The organism is Usitatibacter palustris (assembly GCF_013003985.1).
GTDB lineage: Bacteria > Pseudomonadota > Gammaproteobacteria > Burkholderiales > Usitatibacteraceae > Usitatibacter > Usitatibacter palustris.
In genome coordinates, this window is the sequence record NZ_CP053073.1 from 3,248,380 (window position 1) to 3,271,306 (window position 22,927).

The 22,927-nt window shown below is 64.6% G+C and carries 35 protein-coding genes; 2 read left to right on the forward strand and 33 right to left on the reverse strand.

Going from position 1 to position 22,927, the window contains the following annotated elements; all coding sequences use genetic code 11:
- Window positions 1-63: 63 nt before the first annotated feature.
- Window positions 64-2,934, forward strand: a complete 2,871-nt coding sequence (gene uvrA, locus DSM104440_RS15845; RefSeq protein ID WP_171164321.1) for an excinuclease ABC subunit UvrA — start codon at window positions 64-66, stop codon at window positions 2,932-2,934.
- Window positions 2,931-4,202 carry a glycerate kinase type-2 family protein gene (locus tag DSM104440_RS15850; protein WP_171164324.1) on the forward strand — a complete coding sequence of 424 codons (1,272 nt, stop codon included), beginning with the start codon at window positions 2,931-2,933 and terminating at the stop codon, window positions 4,200-4,202. Before uvrA ends, DSM104440_RS15850 begins: the two co-directional genes overlap by 4 nt.
- 66 nt (window positions 4,203-4,268) lie before the next feature.
- Here the strand turns inward: DSM104440_RS15850 and rplQ are convergent, their stop codons facing one another.
- The 33 genes from rplQ to rpsL all read right to left on the reverse strand — a co-directional run bounded on the left by rplQ (window position 4,269) and on the right by rpsL (window position 22,833).
- Entirely contained in the window at window positions 4,269-4,673 is a 405-nt protein-coding gene (rplQ, locus tag DSM104440_RS15855) for a 50S ribosomal protein L17 (protein WP_171164326.1), read from the reverse strand.
- A gap of 101 nt (window positions 4,674-4,774) precedes the next feature.
- Window positions 4,775-5,752, reverse strand: a complete 978-nt coding sequence (locus DSM104440_RS15860) for a DNA-directed RNA polymerase subunit alpha (protein ID WP_171164328.1) — start codon at window positions 5,750-5,752, stop codon at window positions 4,775-4,777.
- Between the two features lie 59 nt (window positions 5,753-5,811).
- Complete coding sequence (gene rpsD, locus DSM104440_RS15865) at window positions 5,812-6,432, reverse strand: 30S ribosomal protein S4 (protein WP_171164330.1); 621 nt, start codon at window positions 6,430-6,432, stop codon at window positions 5,812-5,814.
- A 31-nt stretch (window positions 6,433-6,463) separates the two neighbouring features.
- On the reverse strand, window positions 6,464-6,856 hold the full coding sequence (rpsK, locus tag DSM104440_RS15870) for a 30S ribosomal protein S11 (protein WP_171164331.1): 393 nt from the start codon (window positions 6,854-6,856) through the stop codon (window positions 6,464-6,466).
- A gap of 21 nt (window positions 6,857-6,877) precedes the next feature.
- Window positions 6,878-7,249: a 30S ribosomal protein S13 gene (rpsM, locus tag DSM104440_RS15875; protein WP_171164332.1), complete on the reverse strand. Its 372-nt coding sequence runs from the start codon at window positions 7,247-7,249 to the stop codon at window positions 6,878-6,880.
- A 34-nt stretch (window positions 7,250-7,283) separates the two neighbouring features.
- Window positions 7,284-7,397 (reverse strand): 50S ribosomal protein L36, encoded by a 114-nt coding sequence (rpmJ, locus tag DSM104440_RS15880; RefSeq protein ID WP_171164333.1) that lies wholly within the window; start codon window positions 7,395-7,397, stop codon window positions 7,284-7,286.
- A gap of 11 nt (window positions 7,398-7,408) precedes the next feature.
- A complete protein-coding gene (gene infA, locus DSM104440_RS15885) occupies window positions 7,409-7,627 on the reverse strand; it encodes a translation initiation factor IF-1 (protein WP_171164334.1) in 219 nt (72 codons plus the stop codon).
- A complete protein-coding gene (gene secY, locus DSM104440_RS15890) occupies window positions 7,628-8,950 on the reverse strand; it encodes a preprotein translocase subunit SecY (protein ID WP_171164335.1) in 1,323 nt (440 codons plus the stop codon). It abuts the gene before it with no gap.
- Window positions 8,951-8,968: 18 nt separating this feature from the next.
- Window positions 8,969-9,403: a 50S ribosomal protein L15 gene (rplO, locus tag DSM104440_RS15895; protein ID WP_171164337.1), complete on the reverse strand. Its 435-nt coding sequence runs from the start codon at window positions 9,401-9,403 to the stop codon at window positions 8,969-8,971.
- Window positions 9,400-9,609 carry a 50S ribosomal protein L30 gene (rpmD, locus tag DSM104440_RS15900; protein ID WP_171164339.1) on the reverse strand — a complete coding sequence of 70 codons (210 nt, stop codon included), beginning with the start codon at window positions 9,607-9,609 and terminating at the stop codon, window positions 9,400-9,402. The genes rplO and rpmD overlap by 4 nt, the downstream gene beginning before the upstream one ends.
- An 11-nt stretch (window positions 9,610-9,620) precedes the next feature.
- On the reverse strand, window positions 9,621-10,139 hold the full coding sequence (gene rpsE, locus DSM104440_RS15905; protein ID WP_171164341.1) for a 30S ribosomal protein S5: 519 nt from the start codon (window positions 10,137-10,139) through the stop codon (window positions 9,621-9,623).
- 12 nt (window positions 10,140-10,151) lie between these two features.
- Window positions 10,152-10,505 carry a 50S ribosomal protein L18 gene (gene rplR / locus DSM104440_RS15910; RefSeq protein ID WP_171164343.1) on the reverse strand — a complete coding sequence of 118 codons (354 nt, stop codon included), beginning with the start codon at window positions 10,503-10,505 and terminating at the stop codon, window positions 10,152-10,154.
- Between the two features lie 12 nt (window positions 10,506-10,517).
- Complete coding sequence (rplF, locus tag DSM104440_RS15915) at window positions 10,518-11,051, reverse strand: 50S ribosomal protein L6 (RefSeq protein WP_171164345.1); 534 nt, start codon at window positions 11,049-11,051, stop codon at window positions 10,518-10,520.
- Between the two features lie 10 nt (window positions 11,052-11,061).
- A complete protein-coding gene (rpsH, locus tag DSM104440_RS15920) occupies window positions 11,062-11,457 on the reverse strand; it encodes a 30S ribosomal protein S8 (RefSeq protein ID WP_171164347.1) in 396 nt (131 codons plus the stop codon).
- A 10-nt stretch (window positions 11,458-11,467) separates the two neighbouring features.
- Window positions 11,468-11,773, reverse strand: a complete 306-nt coding sequence (gene rpsN / locus DSM104440_RS15925) for a 30S ribosomal protein S14 (protein WP_171164349.1) — start codon at window positions 11,771-11,773, stop codon at window positions 11,468-11,470.
- Window positions 11,773-12,276: a 50S ribosomal protein L5 gene (gene rplE / locus DSM104440_RS15930; protein ID WP_246212169.1), complete on the reverse strand. Its 504-nt coding sequence runs from the start codon at window positions 12,274-12,276 to the stop codon at window positions 11,773-11,775. The genes rpsN and rplE overlap by 1 nt, the downstream gene beginning before the upstream one ends.
- Before the next feature lie 225 nt (window positions 12,277-12,501).
- Complete coding sequence (gene rplX / locus DSM104440_RS15935; protein ID WP_171164353.1) at window positions 12,502-12,834, reverse strand: 50S ribosomal protein L24; 333 nt, start codon at window positions 12,832-12,834, stop codon at window positions 12,502-12,504.
- An 11-nt stretch (window positions 12,835-12,845) separates the two neighbouring features.
- Window positions 12,846-13,214: a 50S ribosomal protein L14 gene (gene rplN / locus DSM104440_RS15940; protein WP_171164355.1), complete on the reverse strand. Its 369-nt coding sequence runs from the start codon at window positions 13,212-13,214 to the stop codon at window positions 12,846-12,848.
- 265 nt (window positions 13,215-13,479) lie between these two features.
- Window positions 13,480-13,746, reverse strand: coding sequence for a 30S ribosomal protein S17 (rpsQ, locus tag DSM104440_RS15945; protein WP_171164357.1), 267 nt, complete (start codon window positions 13,744-13,746; stop codon window positions 13,480-13,482).
- A complete protein-coding gene (rpmC, locus tag DSM104440_RS15950) occupies window positions 13,743-13,946 on the reverse strand; it encodes a 50S ribosomal protein L29 (protein ID WP_171164359.1) in 204 nt (67 codons plus the stop codon). Before rpmC ends, rpsQ begins: the two co-directional genes overlap by 4 nt.
- An 11-nt stretch (window positions 13,947-13,957) precedes the next feature.
- Complete coding sequence (rplP, locus tag DSM104440_RS15955; RefSeq protein WP_171164360.1) at window positions 13,958-14,371, reverse strand: 50S ribosomal protein L16; 414 nt, start codon at window positions 14,369-14,371, stop codon at window positions 13,958-13,960.
- Window positions 14,355-15,068 carry a 30S ribosomal protein S3 gene (gene rpsC / locus DSM104440_RS15960; protein WP_171164361.1) on the reverse strand — a complete coding sequence of 238 codons (714 nt, stop codon included), beginning with the start codon at window positions 15,066-15,068 and terminating at the stop codon, window positions 14,355-14,357. Before rpsC ends, rplP begins: the two co-directional genes overlap by 17 nt.
- A 2-nt stretch (window positions 15,069-15,070) precedes the next feature.
- The gene (gene rplV / locus DSM104440_RS15965) at window positions 15,071-15,412 is read right to left on the reverse strand and encodes a 50S ribosomal protein L22 (protein WP_171164362.1); all 342 of its coding nucleotides are present in this window, start codon (window positions 15,410-15,412) and stop codon (window positions 15,071-15,073) included.
- Window positions 15,413-15,421: 9 nt separating this feature from the next.
- Entirely contained in the window at window positions 15,422-15,742 is a 321-nt protein-coding gene (gene rpsS / locus DSM104440_RS15970; protein ID WP_171164363.1) for a 30S ribosomal protein S19, read from the reverse strand.
- Window positions 15,743-15,754: 12 nt separating this feature from the next.
- Entirely contained in the window at window positions 15,755-16,579 is an 825-nt protein-coding gene (gene rplB / locus DSM104440_RS15975) for a 50S ribosomal protein L2 (RefSeq protein WP_171164364.1), read from the reverse strand.
- 2 nt (window positions 16,580-16,581) lie between these two features.
- Entirely contained in the window at window positions 16,582-16,890 is a 309-nt protein-coding gene (rplW, locus tag DSM104440_RS15980; protein WP_171164365.1) for a 50S ribosomal protein L23, read from the reverse strand.
- A complete protein-coding gene (gene rplD / locus DSM104440_RS15985; protein ID WP_171164366.1) occupies window positions 16,887-17,507 on the reverse strand; it encodes a 50S ribosomal protein L4 in 621 nt (206 codons plus the stop codon). Before rplD ends, rplW begins: the two co-directional genes overlap by 4 nt.
- Window positions 17,507-18,166, reverse strand: coding sequence for a 50S ribosomal protein L3 (rplC, locus tag DSM104440_RS15990; RefSeq protein ID WP_171164368.1), 660 nt, complete (start codon window positions 18,164-18,166; stop codon window positions 17,507-17,509). Before rplC ends, rplD begins: the two co-directional genes overlap by 1 nt.
- A gap of 116 nt (window positions 18,167-18,282) precedes the next feature.
- Window positions 18,283-18,603, reverse strand: a complete 321-nt coding sequence (gene rpsJ / locus DSM104440_RS15995; RefSeq protein WP_171164370.1) for a 30S ribosomal protein S10 — start codon at window positions 18,601-18,603, stop codon at window positions 18,283-18,285.
- A gap of 5 nt (window positions 18,604-18,608) precedes the next feature.
- Entirely contained in the window at window positions 18,609-19,799 is a 1,191-nt protein-coding gene (gene tuf, locus DSM104440_RS16000; protein ID WP_171164371.1) for an elongation factor Tu, read from the reverse strand.
- Between the two features lie 26 nt (window positions 19,800-19,825).
- Window positions 19,826-21,931 carry an elongation factor G gene (fusA, locus tag DSM104440_RS16005; RefSeq protein WP_171164373.1) on the reverse strand — a complete coding sequence of 702 codons (2,106 nt, stop codon included), beginning with the start codon at window positions 21,929-21,931 and terminating at the stop codon, window positions 19,826-19,828.
- Between the two features lie 30 nt (window positions 21,932-21,961).
- Window positions 21,962-22,432 carry a 30S ribosomal protein S7 gene (gene rpsG, locus DSM104440_RS16010; RefSeq protein ID WP_171164375.1) on the reverse strand — a complete coding sequence of 157 codons (471 nt, stop codon included), beginning with the start codon at window positions 22,430-22,432 and terminating at the stop codon, window positions 21,962-21,964.
- Between the two features lie 23 nt (window positions 22,433-22,455).
- Window positions 22,456-22,833, reverse strand: coding sequence for a 30S ribosomal protein S12 (gene rpsL / locus DSM104440_RS16015; protein WP_171164377.1), 378 nt, complete (start codon window positions 22,831-22,833; stop codon window positions 22,456-22,458).
- Between the last annotated feature and the right edge of the window lie 94 nt (window positions 22,834-22,927).

Sequence of the window (22,927 nt, forward strand, 5' to 3'; positions counted from 1 at the left end):
AAGTGAGGCTGCGGTATATTAGCAGATTGCCCTTCGCGGCCAGAGGTTCAGATTCCTGCATTGATGGACTCGATTCGGATTCGCGGCGCCCGCACCCACAACCTCAAGAACGTCAGCCTCGACATTCCGCGCAACCGGCTGGTGGTGATCACCGGTCTCTCCGGTTCCGGCAAGTCCTCCCTCGCCTTCGACACGCTCTACGCCGAGGGGCAACGCCGCTACGTGGAGTCGCTCTCCGCCTACGCGCGCCAGTTTCTCCAGCTCATGGAAAAGCCCGATGTGGACCTCATCGAGGGCCTCTCGCCGGCGATCTCCATCGAGCAGAAGGCCACGTCGCACAATCCGCGCTCGACGGTGGGCACGGTCACCGAGATCCACGATTACCTGCGCCTATTGTTCGCGCGCGTGGGCGATCCCTATTGCCCCGATCACAACGTGCCGCTCTCCGCGCAGAGCGTCTCGCAGATGGTCGATCACGTGCTCGCAATGCCCGAGGGCACGCGCGTCATGGTGCTCGCGCCGCTCGTGGTCGCGCGCAAGGGCGAGCAGCTCGACCTCTTCGAGGAGCTGCGCGCGCAAGGCTTTGTTCGCCTGCGCATTGACGGCAAGGTGCACGAGATCGAAGCGCTGCCCAAGCTCGATCGCAACAAGAAACACACCGTCGAGATCGTGGTCGATCGCCTCAAGGTCCAGGCCGACGCGGGGCAACGCCTCGCCGAATCGTTCGAGACGGCGCTGCGCCACGCCGATGGCCGTGCGATCGCGGTTGAAATGGATGGTGATGGTTCGCCGGCAGGCGCCGGAGCCGAGCACCTGTTCTCCGCGAAGTTCGCCTGCCCCATCTGCAGCTATTCGATTCCCGAGCTCGAGCCGCGCCTGTTCTCGTTCAACAACCCGATGGGTGCGTGCCCGCGCTGCGACGGCCTCGGAGAGATCACCTTCTTCGATCCGCGGCGGGTCGTGGCCTTCCCGCATCTCTCGCTCGCCGGTGGCGCGGTGCGCGGCTGGGACCGGCGCAACCAGTTCTACTTCTCGATGCTGGTGTCGCTCGCGCAGCACTACGCCTTCGACGTGGACGCGCCCTTCGAGTCGCTCGATCCGAAGGCGCAGCAAGCCGTGCTGCAGGGCTCGGGCGACGAAAAGATCGCGTTCCGCTATCCCGGCGAGAAGGGGCGCGCGAGCGTGAAGGAACATGCGTTCGAGGGCATCCTCCCGAATCTCGAGCGCCGCTATCGCGAGACCGATTCGGTCGCGGTGAAGGAAGAGCTCGCCAAGTACCTGAACAATCGCGCCTGCCCCGAGTGCGACGGCACGCGCCTGCGCAAGGAAGCGCGCCACGTGCGCGTGGCCGATCGCAACATCCACGAGCTCTCCGCGCTGCCGCTGCGCACGGTGCAGCCGTTCTTCGAGAAACTGGAACTGCCCGGCGCCAAGCGCGCGATCGCCGACAAGATCGTGCGGGAGATCGCCAACCGCGTGCAGTTCCTGAACAACGTGGGACTCGATTACCTTTCGCTCACGCGTTCGGCCGACACGCTTTCGGGCGGCGAAGCACAACGCATCCGGCTCGCGAGCCAGATCGGCTCGGGGCTCACGGGCGTCATGTACGTGCTCGACGAACCTTCGATCGGCCTGCACCAGCGCGACAACGCGCGGCTCATCGAGACGCTCAAGCGCCTGCGCGACCTGGGCAATTCGGTGATCGTGGTCGAGCACGATGAAGAAGCCATCGAGGCTGCGGACCACGTGGTCGACATCGGTCCGGGTGCCGGCGTGCACGGAGGCGAGATCGTCGCGCAGGGCACGCCCGCGGACATCGAGCGCCATCCCACTTCGCTCACCGGCCAGTACCTCTCGGGGCGCAAATCGATCCCGATGCCGGCGCGCCGCCGCCAGCCGGATGTGAAGAAATCGCTGCGCATCGCGGGCGCACGCGGCAACAACCTGAAGGATGTGACGGTCGATATTCCCGTCGGCCTTTTCGTGTGCGTCACCGGCGTTTCCGGCTCGGGTAAATCCACGCTCATCAACGACACGCTCTACACGGCGGTCGCGCACCACCTCTACGGCTCGGCCGCCGAACCCGCGGACCACGACGCCATCGAGGGACTCGATCATTTCGACAAGGTGATCAGCGTCGACCAGAGCCCGATCGGTCGCACGCCGCGCTCGAACCCGGCAACGTACACGGGCCTCTTCACGCCGATCCGCGACCTCTTCGCCGGCGTGCCCGAATCGCGCGCGCGCGGCTACGGTCCGGGGCGCTTCTCGTTCAACGTGAAGGGCGGGCGGTGCGAAGCGTGCCAGGGCGACGGCATGATCAAGGTGGAGATGCACTTCCTGCCGGATGTCTACGTGCCCTGCGATGTCTGCCACGCGAAGCGCTACAACCGCGAGACGCTCGAGGTGCACTACAAGGGCAAGTCGATCGCCGAGGTGCTCGACATGACGGTCGAGCAGGCGCACGAGTTCTTCACCTCCGTGCCCGCGATCGCGCGCAAGCTCTCCACGCTCCTCGAGGTCGGCCTGGGCTACGTGAAGCTCGGCCAGAGCGCGACCACGCTGTCGGGCGGCGAAGCGCAGCGCGTGAAGCTTTCCCTCGAGCTCTCGAAGCGCGACACGGGGCGCACGCTCTTCATCCTCGACGAACCCACCACGGGCCTGCACTTCCATGACATCGACCTGCTCCTCAAGGTCCTCCACCGGCTGCGCGACCACGGCAACACCGTCGTCGTCATCGAGCACAATCTCGACGTGATCAAGACCGCGGATTGGCTTCTCGACCTCGGCCCCGAAGGGGGCGACGGCGGCGGGCGCGTGATCGCCGTGGGTACGCCCGAAGACATCAGTGCGGCGCCGGAGAGCTTCACCGGCCAGTTCCTTCGCCCGCTCCTGACCCCGGCCGTACCGCGGCGAAAGGCGGCGGCTGGATGAACCCGCGCGACCTTTTGCTCGGCAGCTTCGCTGCCGCGCTTGCGGCGGCGGACCCCCTGCAGATCGTCCCGCGCCACCTGCCCTCGCCGCCAAAAGGCCGCACGGTCGTCGTCGGCGCCGGCAAGGCTGCAGGCGCAATGGCACTCGCGGTGGAGACCGCGTGGCCCGCGGACCGGCCCCTGGAAGGCGTCGTGATCACGCGCTACGGCCACGGCCTGCCCACGCAACGCATTCGCGTGGTGGAGGCAGGCCACCCGGTTCCCGACGAATCCGGGGAGCGCGCCGCGCACGAGATCCTGGCGCTCGCGAAATCGCTGGGTGAAGACGACCTCCTGCTGGTCCTCGTTTCCGGCGGCGGCTCCGCCCTGCTCTCGGCGCCGGTTCCGGCCGTGTCGATGGCCGACCTGAAGGCGGTCACGCGGCAGCTGCTCGCCTGCGGCGCGCCGATCCAGGACATGAACACGGTGCGCAAGCACCTCTCGACCATCCAGGGCGGGCGCCTTGCCGTCGCAAGCCGTGCACAGGTGGTTGCCCTCGTGATCTCCGACGTGACCGGCGACGATCCCACGCACATCGCTTCGGGCCCCTGCGCGCCGGACCCGACCACCTTTGCCGATGCGCAGGAAGTGCTGCGCCTCCATGGCGTGGAGCCGCCCGCGTCGATCGCGGCGCACCTCGCGCGCGGAGCGAAGGGCGAGGAACCCGAGACGCCCAAGCCCGACGACCAGATCTTCACGCGCGTGGAAAACGTGGTGATCGCCACGGCCCACCAGAGCCTCATGACAGCCTCGGCCTTCGTGCAGGCGCGCGGCATCACGCCGATGGTGCTGGGCGACAGCGTCACGGGCGAATCGCGCGAAGTCGCGAAGGTGTATGCGGCGCTCGCGCGCCAGATCCACCAGCATTCGCACCCGCTCAAGCGCCCGGTGGCGCTGATCTCCGGCGGCGAGACCACCGTCACCATCCGCGGCAACGGGCGTGGCGGGCGCTGCACCGAGTTCCTGCTCTCGCTCGCGGTCGACCTCGCGGGCCTCGACCACGTACACGCGCTGGCGGCCGATACCGACGGCATCGACGGCAGCGAGTCGAATGCGGGCGCGATCCTGCTGCCCGATTCGATCGCTCGCGCCGCGGCACTCGGTCACTCGGCGAAGGCGATGCTCGCCGACAACGACGGCTACAGCTTCTTCGCCGCGCTCAACGACCTCGTGATCACCGGTCCGACGCGCACGAACGTGAACGACTTCCGGATCATCCTCGTCCAGTAGAGCGGCGCGGAAGCGGAAAAAGAGAAAGCCGCCCGAGGGCGGCTTTTTTCCACGGCGCGCCAGGACTCAGGCGGCCTTGTCTTCCTTCTTCGCTGCATCGCCTTCAACCGGCTCCGGGCGATCGAGCAGCTCGACCAGCGCCATCGGCGCGTTGTCGCCCTGGCGGAAGCCGAACTTCAGCACGCGCAGGTAGCCGCCGTTGCGCGTCTTGTAGCGCGGGCCCAGCTCATCGAAAAGCTTCACGACCATGTCGCGGTCGCGCAGGCGGTTGAACGCCAGGCGCTTGTTGGCGAGGGTCGGGTTCTTGCCGAGGGTGATGATCGGCTCGGCAACGCGACGCAGCTCCTTGGCCTTCGGGAGCGTGGTCTTGATGACCTCGTGCTTGAGCAGCGAGACCGTCATGTTGCGGAACATCGCGAGGCGATGGCTGGTGGTGCGGTTGAGCTTGCGGGGTCCGTGTCCGTGACGCATGTTCGTTTCCTAGTGTTGTTGGCTTGTTCAGCCTTGTATTTGTTGTGGCGAACCCGAAAACAGATCCCTCGGGTCCTCGGGATGACGACGCTACTGCGTCGTCACTTCGTGAGACCGGCCACCGGCCAGTTCTCGAGCTTCATGCCTAGGGTCAGACCCTTGGACGCGAGCACTTCCTTGATCTCGTTGAGCGACTTGCGGCCCAGGTTCGGGGTCTTCAGCAGCTCGTTCTCGGTGCGCTGGATGAGATCGCCGATGTAGTAGATGTTCTCGGCCTTGAGGCAGTTGGCCGAACGCACCGTGAGCTCGAGGTCATCGACCGGCTGCAGCAGGATCGGATCGACCTGCGGCTGCGACGACTCGATACGCTCTTCCGAGGTCGATTGGAGCGAGGCGAACACCGACAGCTGGTCCACGAGCACGCTCGCGGAGTAGCGGACGGCTTCTTCCGGCTCGATGACGCCGTTGGTCTCGATGTCGATCACCAGGCGGTCCAGGTCCGTGCGCTGTTCGACGCGGGCGCTCTCGACCTGGTAGCTCACGCGGCGAACGGGGCTGAACGAGGCGTCCAGCAGGATCGAGCCGATGGAGCGCGAGTCGTCGACGCGGCGCGAGGTGGCCGGCACGTAGCCGCGGCCCTTCTCGATCTTGATCGTCATGTCGAGCTTGCCGCCGGCCGTGAGGTGGGCGATCACGTGGTCGGGATTGATGATCGCGACGTCGTGGGTCTGCTCGATGTCGGCCGCCGTGACCGCGCCCGGGGTGCTCTTCTTGAGCTTGAGCGTGGTCTCGTTGCGGTTGTGCAGCTTCATCACGACGCCCTTGAGGTTCAGGATGACGTCGACGACGTCTTCCTGCACGCCCTCGATCGTCGAGTACTCGTGCAGCACGCCCGAGATCTTCACCTCGGTGGCGGCATAGCCGGGCATCGAGGAAAGGAGGATGCGGCGAAGGGCGTTGCCGAGCGTGTGGCCGTAGCCCCGCTCGAACGGCTCCATCACCACCTTGGCGTGCGTGGGCGACAGGTTCTGCACGTCGATGATGCGCGGCTTCAGGAAATTCGTGGCATTGCTTTGCATGCGTGTGGCCTCTGCCTGGTGCGGTTGAGGGAGGAGCTCCTCGAAACTTGGGTTGCTGCTTACTTCGAGTAGAGCTCCACCACCAGCTGTTCGTTCACGTCGGAGGCAAACTCCGCGCGGTCGGGCGCGCTCTTGAACGTGCCCTTGAAATTCTTCGGCTCGACTTCGACCCAGGAGGGGAAGCCGTTCTGTTCCGCGAGGTCGAGCGAGCTCTTGATGCGCAGCTGGGCGCGCGACTTCTCGCGCACGGCAACCACGTCGGCGGCACGCAGGAGGTAAGACGGGATGTTCACCGGCTTGCCGTTGACCTCGATCGCCTTGTGCGACACGAGCTGGCGCGCTTCGGCGCGCGTGGACGCGAAGCCCATGCGGTAGACGACGTTGTCCAGGCGGCTCTCCAGGATCTGGAGGAGCACTTCACCCGTGGCGCCCTTCTTCTCGGCGGCCTTCTCGAAGTAGTTGCGGAACTGGCGCTCGAGCACGCCGTAGGTGCGGCGAATCTTCTGCTTTTCGCGCAGCTGCGTACCGTACTCGGAAATGCGCGTCGACTTCGCGCCGTGCTGGCCGGGACGCGAATCGAGCTTGCACTTCGAGTCCAGCGAGCGGCGGGAGCTCTTCAGGAAGAGATCGGTTCCCTCGCGACGGGCGAGCTTGCAGGTGGGTCCAAGATAACGTGCCACGGTGTTCTCCTATGTTCTCGTCGGTCGCCGATTACATCCGGCGGCGCTTGGGCGGACGGCAGCCGTTATGGGGGACGGGCGTCACGTCGGCGATCGAGATGATCTTCAGGCCCAGCGCGTTGAGCGCGCGCACGGCCGATTCACGACCCGGGCCGGGGCCCTTGATGCGCACTTCGAGGTTCTTCACGCCATGCTCCTGCGCGGCGCGGCCGGCCGATTCCGCGGCCACCTGGGCGGCGAACGGCGTGGACTTGCGCGAGCCCTTGAAGCCCGCGGCGCCCGAGGTCGCCCACGACAGGGCATTGCCCTGGCGGTCGGTGATCGTGACGATCGTGTTGTTGAACGACGCGTGGATGTGGGCGATGCCCTCCGAGACGGCCTTCTTGACCTTCTTGCGGACGCGTGCGGCTGCTGCCTTGACCATGGTGTGCCTTTCGATTCCTGATTAAGTCGCGGCCTTCGACAGGCGGACGGCCTTGCGCGGGCCCTTGCGGGTGCGCGCGTTGGTGCGGGTACGCTGGCCGCGAACGGGCAGGCCCTTCTTGTGGCGCACGCCGCGGTAGCAACCGAGGTCCATGAGCCGCTTGATGTTCATCGACGTTTCGCGGCGGAGGTCGCCCTCGACCGTGAACTTCGCTACGCTCTCGCGCAGCTTGTCCATCTCGGCGTCGGTGAGATCCTTGATCTTGGCCGCATGCTTGATGCCGACGGCGTCGCAGATCGAGCGCGCGCGGGCGCGGCCGATGCCATAGATCGCGGTCAGCGCGATGGCGGCGTGCTGGTGGTTCGGAATGTTGATGCCTGCAATACGGGCCATGTCTAGTCCTCAGTAATCCGGGCGCGCGCGGGGCTTAGCCCTGGCGCTGCTTGTGGCGCGGGTCGGTGCAGATCACTCGAACCACGCGCTTGCGCCGCACGATCTTGCATTTGCGGCAAATCTTCTTGACGCTCGCCTGCACTCGCATCGTCTTTCTCCTTACTTGGCGCGGAACGTGATCCGCGCCTTCGTCAAATCGTAGGGCGTGAGCTCTACGGTCACCTTGTCGCCCGGGAGGATCCGGATGTAGTGCATCCGCATCTTTCCGGAGATGTGGCCAAGGACAATGTGGCCGTTCTCCAACTTCACCCTGAACATCGCATTGGGGAGGGTTTCAACAATCTCCCCCTGCATCTGGATCGTTTCTTCTTTCGCCATCTAGCGGACCGGCATCCCAGAGCCACCCTTGAAGTTCGCCTTCTTGAGCAGGCTCTCGTACTGGTGGCTCATCAGGTACGCCTGAAGCTGCGCCATGAAGTCCATCGTGACGACCACCGTGATCAGCAGCGACGTGCCGCCGAAGTAGAACGGCACGTTGTACTGCGCCGTCAGGAATTCAGGCAGCAGGCACACCGCCGTGATGTAGATCGCGCCGATGAGCGTGAGCCGCGTGATGATGCGGTCGATGTAGCGTGCCGTCTGGTCGCCCGGCCGGATTCCCGGCACGAACGCCCCGCTCTTCTTCAGGTTGTCCGCCGTCTCCTTCGAATTGAAGACCAGCGCCGTGTAGAAGAAGCAGAAGAAGACGATCGCCGAGCCGTAGAGCACCACGTAGAGGGCTTGCCCGGGCGAGAGCGCCGCGGACACGTCCTTCAGCCACGTGAAGTGCTCGTTGGAACCGAACCAGGTCGCGATGGTGGCCGGGAACAGGATGATCGACGAGGCGAAGATCGGCGGGATCACGCCCGACATGTTGAGCTTGAGCGGCAGGAACGAGCTCTGGCCGCCGTAGAGGCGGTTGCCCACCTGGCGCTTTGCGTAGTTCACGAGAATGCGCCGCTGGCCCTTCTCGATGAACACGACCAGCGCGGTGACGCCGACCACCAGCGTGAAGATGATGAGGGCGACGAAGACCGACATCGACCCGGTGCGCACGAGCTCGAGGGTGCCTGCGATCGCGGCCGGGAGACCCGCCACGATGCCCGCGAAGATGATCATCGAGATGCCGTTGCCCAGGCCGCGCTCGGTGATCTGCTCGCCGAGCCACATGAGGAACAGCGTTCCGGTCATGAGGGTCGCGACCGTCACGAAGCGGAAGGCGAGGCCCGGTTCGATGACGAGGCCGGCTTGCGACTCGAGCGCGATCGAAATGCCCAGCGCCTGGAACGCCGCGAGCACGACCGTGCCGTAGCGCGTGTATTGGGTGATCTTGCGGCGGCCGGCTTCGCCTTCCTTCTTCAGCGCCTCGAGCGTGGGCGACACGACCGTCAGCAGCTGCATGATGATCGAGGCCGAGATGTACGGCATGATCCCGAGCGCGAAAATCGAGAAGCGCGACAGCGCCCCTCCCGAGAACATGTTGAACATGTCCAGGATGCCGCCGCGCGCCTGCTGGAACAGCTTGGCGAGCTCCGCAGGATCGATGCCCGGCACCGGGATGAACGTCCCGATGCGGTACACGACCAGCGCGCCCACGAGGAACCACAGTCGACGCTTGAGGTCGCCGAGCTTCCCGAGGGTGGCAAAAGGATTCGCGGACAAAGTGTCTTTTCCCGTTCCTTAGGCCGCGACCGAGCCGCCGGCCGCTTCGATGGCCGCCTTGGCGCCCTTCGTGAGGCCAACGCCCTGAATCTTGAACGCCTTCTCGACGGTGCCCGCGAGGATGACCTTCGCGCGCGCGACGTCGGGCGAAATCACGCCCGCCTTCTTGAGGCTCGCGAGATCGACGGTGTCGCCTTCGATACGCGCGAGGTCGCCCAGGCGAACTTCAGTCGCCTTGATGATCGTCACGGCGAGGAAGCCACGCTTCGGGAGGCGACGCTGCAGCGGCATCTGGCCGCCTTCGAAGCCAACCTTGTGGTAGCCGCCCGCGCGGGACTTCTGGCCCTTGTGGCCACGGCCGGCGGTCTTGCCCAGGCCCGAGCCACCGCCGCGACCAACGCGCTTGCGGTTCTTCGTGGAGCCGGCAGCCGGCTTGATCGAATTGAGTTTCATGCTTCCCCCTCGACTTTCACGAGGTAGCTCACCTTGTTGATCATTCCGCGAATCGACGGGGTGTCCTCGACTTCGACGGTGTGATGGCGGTGGCGCAGACCCAGGCCCTTCACGCACTCACGATGCTTGCCGAGGGTCTGCGTGGTGCCCTTCACGAGCGTCACGCGGATCTTCTTCACGGCAGCGTTCTTTTCCTTGGCAGTCATGTTCGTGTCCTTCAGCCGACGATCTCTTCGACCTTCTTGCCGCGCTTGGCCGCGATATCCGACGGGCGGCGCTGCTGCAGGAGGCCGTCGAGCGTGGCGCGCACGACGTTATAGGGGTTGGTGGAGCCGTGGCACTTGGCCGAGATGTTGGAAACGCCCATCACCTCGAACACGGCACGCATCGCGCCGCCGGCCTTGATGCCGTTGCCCTCGACCGCGGGCTTCATCATCACGCGCGTGGCGCCGTGCTGGCCGAGCACCTCGTGGTGAATCGTCCCGCTCTTCAGCGAGATCTTCACCATGTTGCGACGCGCCTGTTCCATGGCCTTCTGCACGGCAACCGGCACTTCACGCGCCTTGCCCTTGCCCATGCCGATGGAGCCGTCGCCGTCGCCCACGACGGTGAGTGCGGCAAAGCCGAGAATCCGGCCGCCCTTCACCACTTTCGTGACGCGGTTCACCGAGATCATCTTCTCCCGGAGGCCGTCGCCGCGGTCGTCGCCGCCGCCCTTCTGATCGTATTTCGCCATGTCTCTGGTTCCCTAGAACTTGAGTCCGCCCTCACGGGCGGCATCGGCGAGCGCCTTCACTCGGCCGTGGTAGCTGAATCCGGATCGGTCGAACGCGACTTCCGTCACGCCCGCGGCCTTCGCCTTCTCGGCGATGCGCGTGCCAACCAGTGCCGCGGCGGCCTTGTCGCTGCCCTTCGGATGCTTGGCGCGGACGTCCTTCTCCAGCGTCGAAGCCGTCGCGAGCACCTTGCCGCCGGTCGCGTCGATCACCTGGGCATAGATGTTGAGGTTCGTGCGATGCACCGTGAGGCGAACCGCCTTCTGCCTCGCGATGCGCACGCGCGTCTTGGCGGAGCGGCGCTGTCTCGTAGCTTTCTTGTCCATGTCGTGGCTCCGTTACTTCTTCTTCGTTTCCTTGAGCGTGATCTTCTCGTCCGCGTAGCGCACGCCCTTGCCCTTGTACGGCTCGGGGTCCTTGTACGCGCGGATCTCGGCGGCAACCTGGCCCACCTTCTGGCGGTCCATGCCCTTGATCACGATCTCGGTCTGGGTCGGCGTCTCGGCCTTCACGCCCTCGGGCAGCACGTGCACGATGGGATGCGAGAAGCCCAGCGCGAGGTTCAGCTTCGTGCCCTGCGCCTGTGCCTTGTAGCCGACGCCCACGAGCGTGAGCTTCTTCTCGAAGCCCTGCTTCACGCCGTGGACCATGTTGGCGGTGAGCGCGCGAAGCGTTCCCGACATGGCGTTGGCCTGCTTGCTGTTGCCGTTGGCAGCGAAGACCACCTTGCCGTCGTCGATCTTCACGGCGACATCGGGGGACAGGCGCTGCTTCAACGTACCGAGAGGGCCCTTCACGGTGAGCTCGGTCGCGCCGATGCTCACTTCGACCTTCTCGGGAATGACGATGGGATTCTTTCCGATGCGGGACATGGCTCGCTCCTCAGACGACGTGACAGAGGACTTCGCCGCCCACGCCCGTTTCGCGGGCACGGCGGTCGGTCATCACGCCACGGGACGTCGAGACGATGGCGATGCCCATCCCGTTCATCACGGGGGGAATGTCGTCGCGGCCCTTGTAGACGCGAAGGCCGGGGCGCGAGATGCGCTCGAGCTTCTCGATCACGGGCTTGCCCGCGTAGTACTTCAGCGCGACATCGAGCGTGCTCTTGCCGTCGTTGGTGCGCACTGCGAAGTCCTCGATGTAACCCTCGGACTTCAGCACTTCGGCGATGGCAACTTTCACTTTCGAATGCGGCATCGACACGCTCACCTTTTCGGTGGCCTGCGCATTGCGAATGCGCGTCAGCATGTCGGCGATGGGATCACTCATGCTCATCGTTCGGCTCCTACCAGCTGGCCTTGATCATGCCGGGGATTTCCCCACGCATGGCGATCTCGCGGATCTTGTTGCGCGCGAGACCGAACTTGCGGAACGTGCCGCGCGGGCGACCCGTGATGGCGCAGCGATTGCGCAGGCGCACCGGCGACGCATCGCGCGGGAACGACTGCAGCTTCGCGCGGGCTTCCTCGCGGGCCTCGTCGGTCGCCTTCGGGTCCTGGATGATGCTGAAAAGCGCCTTGCGCTTCTCGGCGTACTTCTTGACGGTCGCTTCGCGCTTGGCTTGGCGGTTGATGACGGCGAGCTTGGCCATTACGCAGCCCTCTCAGTTCTGAACGGAAACCGGAACGCGGCAAGGAGGGCTTTCGCTTCCTCGTCGGTCTTCGCGGTGGTGGTGATGCTGATGTTCATGCCCCTGAGCGCGTCGACCTTGTCGTACTCGATCTCGGGGAAAATGATCTGTTCCTTGATGCCGATGTTGTAGCTGCCGCGGCCGTCGAACGCGCGACCCGACATGCCACGGAAGTCGCGGACGCGCGGCAGCGCGATCGTGACCAGGCGGTCGAGGAACTCGTACATGCGGCGCGAGCGCAGCGTCACCATGCAGCCGACCGGATAGCCGTCGCGGATCTTGAAGGTGGCGATCGACTTGCGCGACTTCGTGACCACGGGGCGCTGGCCGGCGATCTTCTGCATGTCGCCCACGGCGTTGTCCATGATCTTCTTGTCGGCGACTGCTTCGCCCACGCCCATGTTGAGCGTGATCTTCGCGATGCGCGGAACCTGCATCGTGGTCTTGTAGCCGAACTGCTTCATGAGCGCGGGCACCACCGCATCGCGGTAGAGCACCTGGAGGCGCGGCGGCGCGGAGGGCGCAGTCGGCTTCTCGCCCTTGACCTTCTCGGCCTTGGGTTGCTTCGGAGCCTTCGCTTCCTTCGCGGGCTTCGCGTCCTTCGCCGGGGTCTTCGCGTCCTTCTGCGATCCCTTGGGCGCCGGCTTCTGATCCTTGTCCTTGGTAGCCATCTCTAATATCTCCGGGTCTTACACGTCCACGACTTCGCCGTTGGACTTGAAGTAGCGGACCTTGCGCGGCGTTTCCTTGCCTTGTGCGGCGAGGAGCTTGAATCCCACGCGGTCGCCCTTGCCCGTTGCCGGGTTGAGCAGCATCACGTTCGAGATCGCGAGCGGCATTTCCTTGTCGGTGATGCCGCCGGTCAGTCCCTTCACGGGGTTGGGGCGCTGGTGCTTCTTCACGCGGTTGACGCCTTCGACGAGGACCTTGCCCTCTTCGAACACGCGCAGGACCGTGCCCTTCTTGCCCTTGTCCTTGCCGGTGGTGACGACCACCTGGTCGCCCTTGCGAATTTTCTGCATGGTGTTGGCTCCTACAAGACTTCGGGCGCGAGCGACACGATCTTCATGAAGCGCTCGGTGCGCAGCTCGCGCGTCACCGGCCCGAAGATGCGCGTGCCGATCGGCTCGAGCTTGGGATTGAGCAGTACGGCGGCGTTGGTGTCGAACTTGATCACGGAGCCGTCGGCACGGCGCACGCCATGGGCAGTGCGCACGACCACGGCATCGTAGATCTCGCCCTTCTTGACGCGACCGCGCGGCGCAGCGCTCTTCACGCTGACCTTGATCACGTCACCAATGCCGGCGTAGCGCCGCTTGGAGCCGCCCAATACCTTGATACACATCACCGAACGCGCGCCGGTGTTGTCGGCCACGTCGAGGATCGACTGCATCTGAATCATTGTCTTCTCTCCAACTTAACCCGGCGGAAAACCCGTCCGTCCGGCCAGTCTTGGAACCGTCTTCCGCCGCTACGACCCGGAGGGGCCGACAGTGGCTGGTCTGAAGTGCGTCTTGTGTCCGGGCGCTTGGGTGAAGCGGCTTCGGCTGGCGGCCGGACGGCCCCCGAGCGGTCCGCCCGGGCTCCTAGCAGTCTTTCGGCCCACGAAGCCGGGGCCGAAAGCGGCAAAGACTTGAATTATAACTGCCTTTCGGGCAGTCCCGCAACTACTCTCCGCGACTACGCTCAACCAGGCGTGCAACCTTCCAGGCCTTGGTCTTGGAAATGGGGCGGCACTCCTCGATCACCACGATGTCGCCTGCCTTGGCATCGTTGCCCTCGTTGTGGGCGTGGTACTTCTTGGAGCGGCGCACGACCTTGCCCATCGTCGGATGCACCATCTGGCGCTCGACGAGGACGGTGACGGTCTTGTCCATCTTGTCGCTCACGACCTTGCCCGTGAGCTGGCGCTGGTTCTTGGCGGCTTCGGTCATTTCCCGCTCGCTTTCGACTTCTTCTCGGTGAGCACGGTATGCACTCGCGCGATCTCGCGCTTCACGCGCGCGATCTCGCTGTTCTTGGTGAGGCTCTGCGTCGCGAGCTGCATGCGCAGCCCGAACTGCGCCCTGCGCAGCTCGAGGAGCTCCTTGTTGAGCTCTTCGACGCTCTTACCCCGGAGTTCGGTGGCTTTCATGTGTTCCTCCGTCAGCCGATGTGCCGATGCACGAACGTCGTGCGGATCGGCAGCTTCGCCGCGGCGAGCGCGAAGGCCTCGCGGGCCATCGTCTCGTCCACGCCGTCCATCTCGTAGAGCACCTTGCCCGGGACGATCTCGGCCACGAAGTACTCGGGCGAGCCCTTGCCGTTGCCCATGCGGACTTCGGCAGGCTTCTTGGAGATCGGCTTGTCCGGGAAAATGCGGATCCAGACGCGGCCACCACGCTTGATGTGGCGCGTCATCGCACGGCGCGCGGCTTCGATCTGGCGCGCCGTGAGGCGGCCGCGGGCCGTGGCCTTGAGACCGAATTCGCCGAAGGACACCTTGGCACCGCGCGTGGCGATGCCCTTGTTGCGGCCCTTCTGCTCCTTGCGGTACTTCCTTCTAGCTGGCTGCAGCATGTTTCGCTCCCGCCCTTCTGGGCTTCTTGTCGGGTTCCGGCGCCGGGGCGGCTACGGGCATCTCACCCTTGCCCAGCGTCTCACCCTTGAAGACGAGGACCTGCACGCCGATCGTGCCGTAGGTCGTCTTGGCTTCGGAAAAACCGTATTCGATCTCGGCGCGCAGCGTGTGGAGGGGCACGCGGCCTTCGCGATACCACTCCGTGCGCGCGATTTCCGCACCGTTCAGGCGGCCCGAGCTCGTGATCTTGATGCCCTGGGCGCCCAGGCGCATCGCGTTCTGCATCGCGCGCTTCATGGCGCGGCGGAACATCACGCGCTTCTCGAGCTGGCTCGTGATCGAATCGGAAATCAGTTGCGCGTCGAGTTCGGGCTTGCGGATCTCTTCAATGTTCACGTGGACCGGAACACCCATGAGCTTCTGCAGCGTGTTGCGCAGGCCTTCGATGTCCTCGCCCTTCTTGCCGATCACCACGCCCGGACGCGCCGAGTAGATGGTGATGCGCGCGTTCTTGGCGGGGCGCTCGATGACCACGCGGCCGACGGCAGCGTGCGAGAGCTTCTTCTTGAGGTACTCACGAACCTTGACGTCCTCGGCGAGCATCGTCGGGAAGTTCTTGCTGTTCGCGTACCACTTCGAAGCCCAGTTCCGGTTGACCGAAAGACGGAAACCGGTCGGATTGATCTTCTGTCCCATGGTTAGTCCTTTTTCCCGTCGCCAACGGCGAGGAAGACGTGGCAGGTGGGCTTCACGATGCGGTTGCCGCGACCCTTTGCACGCGCCTGGAAGCGCTTGAGCACCGGGCCCTTTTCCACGTAGATGTGCGTGATCTTCAGCTCATCGATGTCCGCGCCATTGTTGTGCTCGGCGTTCGCGATCGCGCTCTCGAGCACCTTCTTGATGATCTTCGCACCCTTCTTCGGGGTGAAGGCGAGGATGTTGAGCGCCTGGCCGACCGGCTGGCCACGCACGAGATCGGCGACGAGCCGGCCTTTTTGGGCCGACAGACGCACGCCATAGAGTTTCGCTTGAACGTTCATCGCGTCTCCTTACTTCTTCGCCGGCGCGGACGCCGGGGCTGCAGCAGGCGCGCTCGGTGCCTGGACCTTTTTGTCGGCCGAGTGGCCCTTGAAGGTACGCGTGAGCGCGAACTCGCCCAGCTTGTGACCAACCATGTTCTCGGTCACGTACACGGGGATGTGCTGCTTGCCGTTGTGGACCGCGATCGTGAGGCCGACGAAGTCTGGAAGGATCGTGGAGCGGCGCGACCAGGTCTTGATCGGACGCTTGTCCTTCGCGGCCTGCGCAGCTTCGACTTTCTTCACCAGGTGCCCGTCGACGAACGGGCCTTTCTTAATGGAACGTGCCATGTCGGTTACCCCTTAGGACTTCTTGTGCCGGCTGCGCACGATCATCACCTGCGTGCGCTTGTTGCTCCGGGTCTTCTTGCCCTTAGCGGGCTGGCCCCACGGCGACACCGGGTGGCGGTTGCCGCGCGTGCGGCCGCCAAGCGGATGGTCCACCGGGTTCATGGTTTCGCCGCGCACCGTCGGGCGGATGCCGCGCCAACGGTTCGCGCCGGCCTTGCCGATCTGGCGCAGGTTGTGCTCTTCGTTGCCGACTTCGCCGATCGTCGCGCGGCAGTTCACGTGCACGCGGCGGATTTCGCCGGAGCGCAAGCGAAGCTGCGCGTACTCGCCTTCGCGGGCGAGCAGTTGCACGCCGGCGCCTGCGGCACGCGCGATCTGCGCGCCTTTGCCCGGCTGCATCTCAACGCAATGCACCGTCGTGCCGACCGGGATGTTGCGCAGCGGGAGCGCGTTGCCGACCTTGATGGGCGCTTCCGCGCCGCTCTCGATCTTCTGGCCGATCACGAGGCCCTTGGGGGCGATCATGTAGCGGCGCTCGCCGTCGATGTAGCACAGCAGCGCGATGTTGGCGCTCCGGTTCGGGTCGTACTCGAGGCGCTCGACCTTGGCCGGGATGCCGTCCTTGTCGTTGCGACGGAAGTCCACGATGCGGTAGTGCTGCTTGTGCCCGCCGCCTTGGTGGCGCGTCGTGATGTTGCCGAAGTGGTTGCGTCCCGCGCGCTTCGACTGGCTTTCGGTGAGCTTGGCGAACGGCCCGCCCTTGTGCAGGTCGGGGTTCACCAGCTTCACCATCGACCGGCGTCCGGCCGAGGTGGGTTTCGTCTTGATGAGAGCCATGGTTAGGCCACTCCTTCCACGAAGTTGATGTCGCCTTCACCCTTGAGGCTCACGTAGGCCTTCTTGATGTTGCGGCGACGGCCGATGAAGCGCCCATGGCGCTTTTCCTTGCCCTTGGTGTTGACGACGTTCACCGCTGCGACTTCGACCTTCTGCTCCTTGAAGAGCAGCTCGACGGCGGCCTTGATCTCGGCCTTGGTCGCGTCCTGGAGGACCTCGAAGATCACCTGGCGGTGCTTCTCGCCCACCAGCGTCGCCTTTTCGGAGATCACCGGAGCGAGGATCACTTTCATCAGTCGTTCCTGATTCATGCCAGTGCCTCCTCGAGATGCTTCACCGCGCCCTTGGTGAGCAGGACCTTCGAGAACCGGATGAGGTTCACGGGGTCGGCGTTGCGCGCCTCGAGCACCAGCACGTTCGGCAGGTTGCGCGAGGAAAGCAGCAGGTTTTCGTCGGCGCGATCCGTGATGATCAGGACCTCGTCGAACTTCATCGCCTTGACCTTCTGGATCAGGGCCTTGGTCTTGGGTTGGTCGATGGTGAACGTATCGATCACGGTCAGGCGCTCTTCGCGCACCAGCTGCGAAAGGATTGACGCCATGCCCGCGCGGTACATCTTGCGGTTCACCTTCTGCGAGAAATTCTCGTCAGGGGTGTTCGGGAAAGTCTTTCCGCCACCGCGCCACAGCGGGCTGGACGTCATGCCCGCGCGAGCGCGACCGGTACCCTTTTGACGCCAGGGCTTCTTGGTCGAGTGGCGCACTTCCGCGCGCGTCTTCTGCTGGCGCGTGCCGGAGCGGCCGTTCGCGTGATAGGCGACGACGATCTGGTGGATCAGGGCTTCGTTGTACGACCGGCCGAACAGCGCCTCGGAAGCCGCCACCGGAGCAAGGGCTTCGCCCTTCTCATTGATGACCTTGAGTTCCATTACTTGCCTCCCTTCGGCGCTTTGGCTTTCGCGCTCGGGAAGACGACCACGGAGCCGTTCTTCGCGCCGGGGACGGAACCCTTCACCATCAGCAGCGAGCGCGCCGCATCGACGCGGGCGATCTCGAGCAGCTGCACGGTGCGATTCACATCGCCGAGGTGTCCCGCCATGCGCTTGCCGGGGAACACGCGGCCCGGGTCCTGCGCCATGCCGATCGAGCCCGCCGAATTGTGCGACAGCGAGTTACCGTGCGAGGCGCGGTTAGACGAGAAGTGGTGGCGCTTGATCACGCCCGAGAAGCCCTTGCCGATGGTCGAGCCCGACACGTCGACCTTCTGGCCGACGGTGAACATGTCCACTTTCAGCTCGGCGCCGACCTTGAGCTCGCCCAAGGCGTTGGGCGCTACGCGGAACTCGCGCAGGACGCTGCCCGCCTCGACTCCGGCCTTGGCGAAATGACCCGCCATGGATTTCGTGACGCGCGTCGCGCGCCGCTTGCCGAATGCCACCTGGATGGCGCAGTAGCCATCGGTGTCGGCGTTCTTGATCTGGGTGACGCGGTTTCCACCGCAGTCGAGCACCGTCACGGGGACGCTGGTGCCGTCCTCGTTGAAGATGCGCATCATGCCGACCTTCCGGCCGACGAGACCGAGACTCATCATCGATCCTTTCTCTTCTCTTCTATGCCCCGCGCTCTTCGCCCGGGGTGCCAGCTGCAATTGGCCGGCCTTTCACTTTCCGTGCAGGCGGGTGCCTGCGCGGTTCTTTCTAATCTTTACAGCTTGATCTCGACGTCCACGCCCGCCGGGAGGTCCAGCTTCATCAGCGCGTCCACGGTCTTGTCGGTGGGCTCGATGATGTCCATGAGGCGCAGGTGCGTGCGAATTTCGAACTGGTCGCGCGACGTCTTGTTCTTGTGCGGCGAACGCAGGATGTCGAAGCGCTCGATGCGCGTGGGCATGGGCACGGGGCCCTTCACCACGGCACCGGTACGCTTCGCCGTTTCCACGATCTCGAGCGCCGACTGGTCGATCAACTTGTAGTCGAACGCCTTGAGACGGATGCGGATCTTCTGCTTTGCGAGGGTCTGGGCCATGGCGATTACTCCAGGACCTTCGACACGACGCCGGCGCCGACGGTGCGGCCACCTTCGCGAATGGCGAAGCGAAGCTTCTCTTCCATGGCGATGGGCGCGATGAGCGTCACCACCATCTTGATGTTGTCGCCGGGCATCACCATCTCGGTGCCCTCGGGCAGCACCAGGCTGCCGGTCACGTCGGTGGTGCGGAAGTAGAACTGCGGACGGTAGCCATTGAAGAACGGCGTGTGGCGACCACCCTCTTCCTTCGACAGCACGTACACCTCGCACTCGAACTTCGTGTGCGGCGGGATCGAGCCGGGCTTGGCCAGCACCTGGCCGCGCTCGACTTCTTCGCGCTTGGTGCCGCGCAGCAGGATGCCCACGTTGTCACCGGCCTGGCCCTGGTCGAGCAGCTTCCGGAACATTTCAACGCCCGTGCAAATCGTCTTCTGCGTAGCCTTCAGGCCCACGATCTCGATTTCGTCACCGACCTTGCAGATCCCGCGCTCGATACGACCGGTCACCACCGTGCCGCGGCCCGAGATCGAGAACACGTCTTCGACGGGCATCAGGAACGCACCTTCGATCGCACGCTCCGGCGTCGGAATGTACGTGTCGAGGGCGTCGGCGAGCTTCATGATCGCCCCTTCGCCCATCTCCGAGGTGTCGCCCTCGAGCGCCTTGAGCGCCGAGCCGATCACGATCGGGGTCTTGTCCCCGGGGAACTTGTACTTGCTCAGGAGCTCACGAACCTCCATCTCGACGAGCTCCAGCAGCTCCTTGTCGTCGACCATGTCGGCCTTGTTCATGAACACGATGATGTAGGGCACGCCCACCTGGCGGGCGAGCAGGATGTGCTCGCGCGTCTGCGGCATCGGGCCGTCAGCGGCCGACACCACCAGGATCGCGCCGTCCATCTGCGCCGCACCCGTGATCATGTTCTTCACGTAGTCCGCGTGGCCCGGGCAATCGACGTGCGCGTAGTGACGGTTGGCCGTCTCGTACTCCACGTGCGCCGTGTTGATCGTGATGCCGCGCGCCTTCTCTTCGGGCGCCGCATCGATCTGGTCGTAGGCCTTCGCCTCGCCACCGAACTTCTTCGACAGCACCGTCGTGATCGCCGCCGTCAGCGTCGTCTTGCCGTGGTCCACGTGACCGATCGTGCCCACGTTCACGTGGGGCTTCGTACGCTCAAACTTGCCCTTGGCCATGATCTAAATCCTCATTCAGGCTGCGTTCAGGCTGCAGCTTTCTGGTTGATGATCGCCTCGGCGACGTTCTTCGGCGCCTCCGAGTAGTGCTTGAATTCCATCGTGTACGTCGCGCGGCCCTGTGTGGCCGAACGCAGCGTGGTCGAGTAGCCGAACATCTCGGACAGCGGCACCTCGGCCTTGATGATCTTGCCGCCGCCGACCATGTCGTCCATGCCCTGGATCTGGCCACGACGCGACGAGAGGTCGCCCATCACGGTGCCGGAGTAGTCTTCCGGCGTTTCGACTTCGACGGCCATCATCGGCTCGAGCAGCACCGGGCTCGCCCGGCGCATGCCTTCCTTGAAGCCCATGGAGGCGGCCATCTTGAACGCGTTTTCGTTCGAGTCGACCTCGTGGTACGAGCCGTAGTGCAGCGTCACCTTGACGTCGACGACCGGGTACCCGGCAAGCACGCCCGCCGGCAGCGTTTCCTTGAGGCCCTTTTCGACCGCCGGGATGAACTCGCGCGGCACCGCGCCGCCCTTGATCGCGTCGACGAACTCGAAGCCCTTGCCGGGTTCCGAGGGCTCGACCTTGAGCACCACGTGACCGTACTGGCCGCGGCCACCCGACTGCTTGATGAACTTGCCCTCGACCGACTCGACGACCTTGCGGATGGTCTCGCGGTAGGCCACCTGCGGCTTGCCGACGCTCGCCTCGACGCCGAATTCGCGGCGCATGCGGTCGACGATGATCTCCAGGTGCAACTCGCCCATGCCGGCGATGATCGTCTGGCCCGACTCCTCGTCCGTGCGCACGCGGAAGGACGGATCCTCCTGCGCGAGGCGGTTGAGGGCGATGCCCATCTTTTCCTGGTCGACCTTGGTCTTGGGCTCGACGGCCTGCGAGATCACCGGTTCCGGGAACACCATCCGCTCGAGGATGATGACCTTGTCGGGATCGCAAAGCGTGTCGCCGGTCGTGGCTTCACGAAGGCCCACGGCCGCAGCGATGTCGCCGGCGCGGACTTCCTTGATCTCTTCGCGCTGGTTGGCGTGCATCTGCAGGATGCGGCCAATGCGCTCCTTCTTGAACTTGATCGGGTTGTAGATCGTGTCGCCCGAATTCACCACGCCCGAATAGACGCGGAAGAAGATGAGCTGGCCGACGAACGGGTCGGTCATGATCTTGAACGCGAGGCCGGAGAACGACTCGTCGTCAGCGGCACGGCGCTCGGTCGGCTGGCCGTTCTCGAGCAGGCCCTTCACCGGCGGGATATCCGTCGGCGCAGGCATGTAGTCGAGCACGGCGTCGAGCATGGCCTGGACGCCCTTGTTCTTGAACGCCGAGCCACACATCATCGGAACGATTTCGCTCGCGATGGTGCGGTCGCGCAGGGCCTTGCGAATCTCCTCTTCAGAGAGTTCGCCCGCCTCGAGGTACTTGTTCATGATGGTCTCGTTCGCCTCGGCGGCGGACTCGATCATCTTCTCGCGCCATTCCTTGGCCTGCTCGACGAGCTCGGCGGGAATCTCGCGCATCTCGAATTTCATGCCCTGGGAAGCTTCGTCCCAGTAGATCGCCTTCATCTTGATGAGGTCGACCACGCCCAGGAACTTGTCCTCGGCCCCGATGGGGATCTGGATGGGAACCGGGTTCGCCTTGAGGCGCGTCTTCATCTGGTCGTAGACCTTGAAGAAGTTCGCACCCGTGCGGTCCATCTTGTTGACGAACGCCAGGCGCGGCACCTTGTACTTGTTGGCCTGGCGCCAGACGGTTTCGGACTGCGGCTGCACGCCGCCCACGGCGCAATAGACCATGCACGCGCCGTCGAGCACACGCATGGAGCGCTCCACCTCGATGGTGAAGTCCACGTGGCCCGGGGTGTCGATGATGTTGATGCGGTGCTCGGGACGGTTCGCGTCCATGCCCTTCCAGAAGCAGGTCGTCGCGGCCGACGTGATCGTGATGCCGCGCTCGCGCTCCTGCTCCATCCAGTCCATCACGGTCGCGCCGTCATGGACTTCGCCGATCTTGTGGGACACCCCGGTATAGAAAAGGATGCGCTCCGTGGTCGTGGTCTTTCCGGCGTCGATGTGCGCCGAGATCCCGATGTTGCGGTAGCGTTCGATGGGTGTCTTGCGAGCCACGGTCATCTCTCTTCTGCGGGTAAAAGTTCTTTAGAAACGGTAATGGGCGAAAGCCTTGTTGGCTTCGGCCATGCGGTGCACTTCTTCCTTCTTCTTCACGGCGCCGCCGCGGCCTTCCGCCGCTTCCATCAGCTCGTTGGCCAGGCGCTGGCCCATGCTCTTCTCGCCGCGCTTGCGGGCAGCTTCACGCAGCCAGCGCATGGCCAGTGCCGCGCGGCGGATGGGACGAACCTCGACCGGAACCTGGTAGTTCGCACCGCCAACACGGCGGCTCTTCACTTCCACCGAAGGCTTCACGTTGCCGATGGCCGCGCCGAAGACTTCGAAGGGATCCTTACCCGACTTCTTGGCGATCGCGTCGAGCGCGCCATACATGATCCGCTCGGCGACCGACTTCTTGCCGCGGGTCATCAGGACATTGATGAACTTGGCGACGTCTTCGCTCTTGAACTTCGGATCCGGCAGGATCTCGCGCTTCGGAATCTCTCTACGGCGGGGCATAAGTATGGTTCCCTAAAATTGAATCAAGCTGCTTTCGGGCGCTTGGCGCCGTACTTCGAGCGGGACTGCTTGCGGTCCTTGACGCCGGCGGTGTCGAGGCTTCCGCGCACCATGTGGTAGCGCACGCCAGGAAGGTCCTTCACGCGGCCGCCCCGGATGAGCACGACCGAGTGCTCCTGGAGGTTGTGGCCTTCACCACCGATGTAACTGATCACTTCGTGACCATTGGTCAGGCGCACCTTGGCGACCTTCCGGAGGGCCGAATTCGGCTTCTTCGGGGTCGTGGTGTAGACCCGCGTGCAGACACCGCGTTTTTGCGGGCTGCCGGCGAGCGCCGGAACCTTGCTCTTGGTGACCGCCTTGCGGCGGGGCTTGCGCATCAACTGATTGATCGTAGGCATTTTTTTGGTCCGAATTGCGATCTGGGGCCCTGTTTGGGAGCCCCGCCAGTCCCGGCCTCAATGGCCGGACTGACGGAAAAAAGCTCTCAATTTT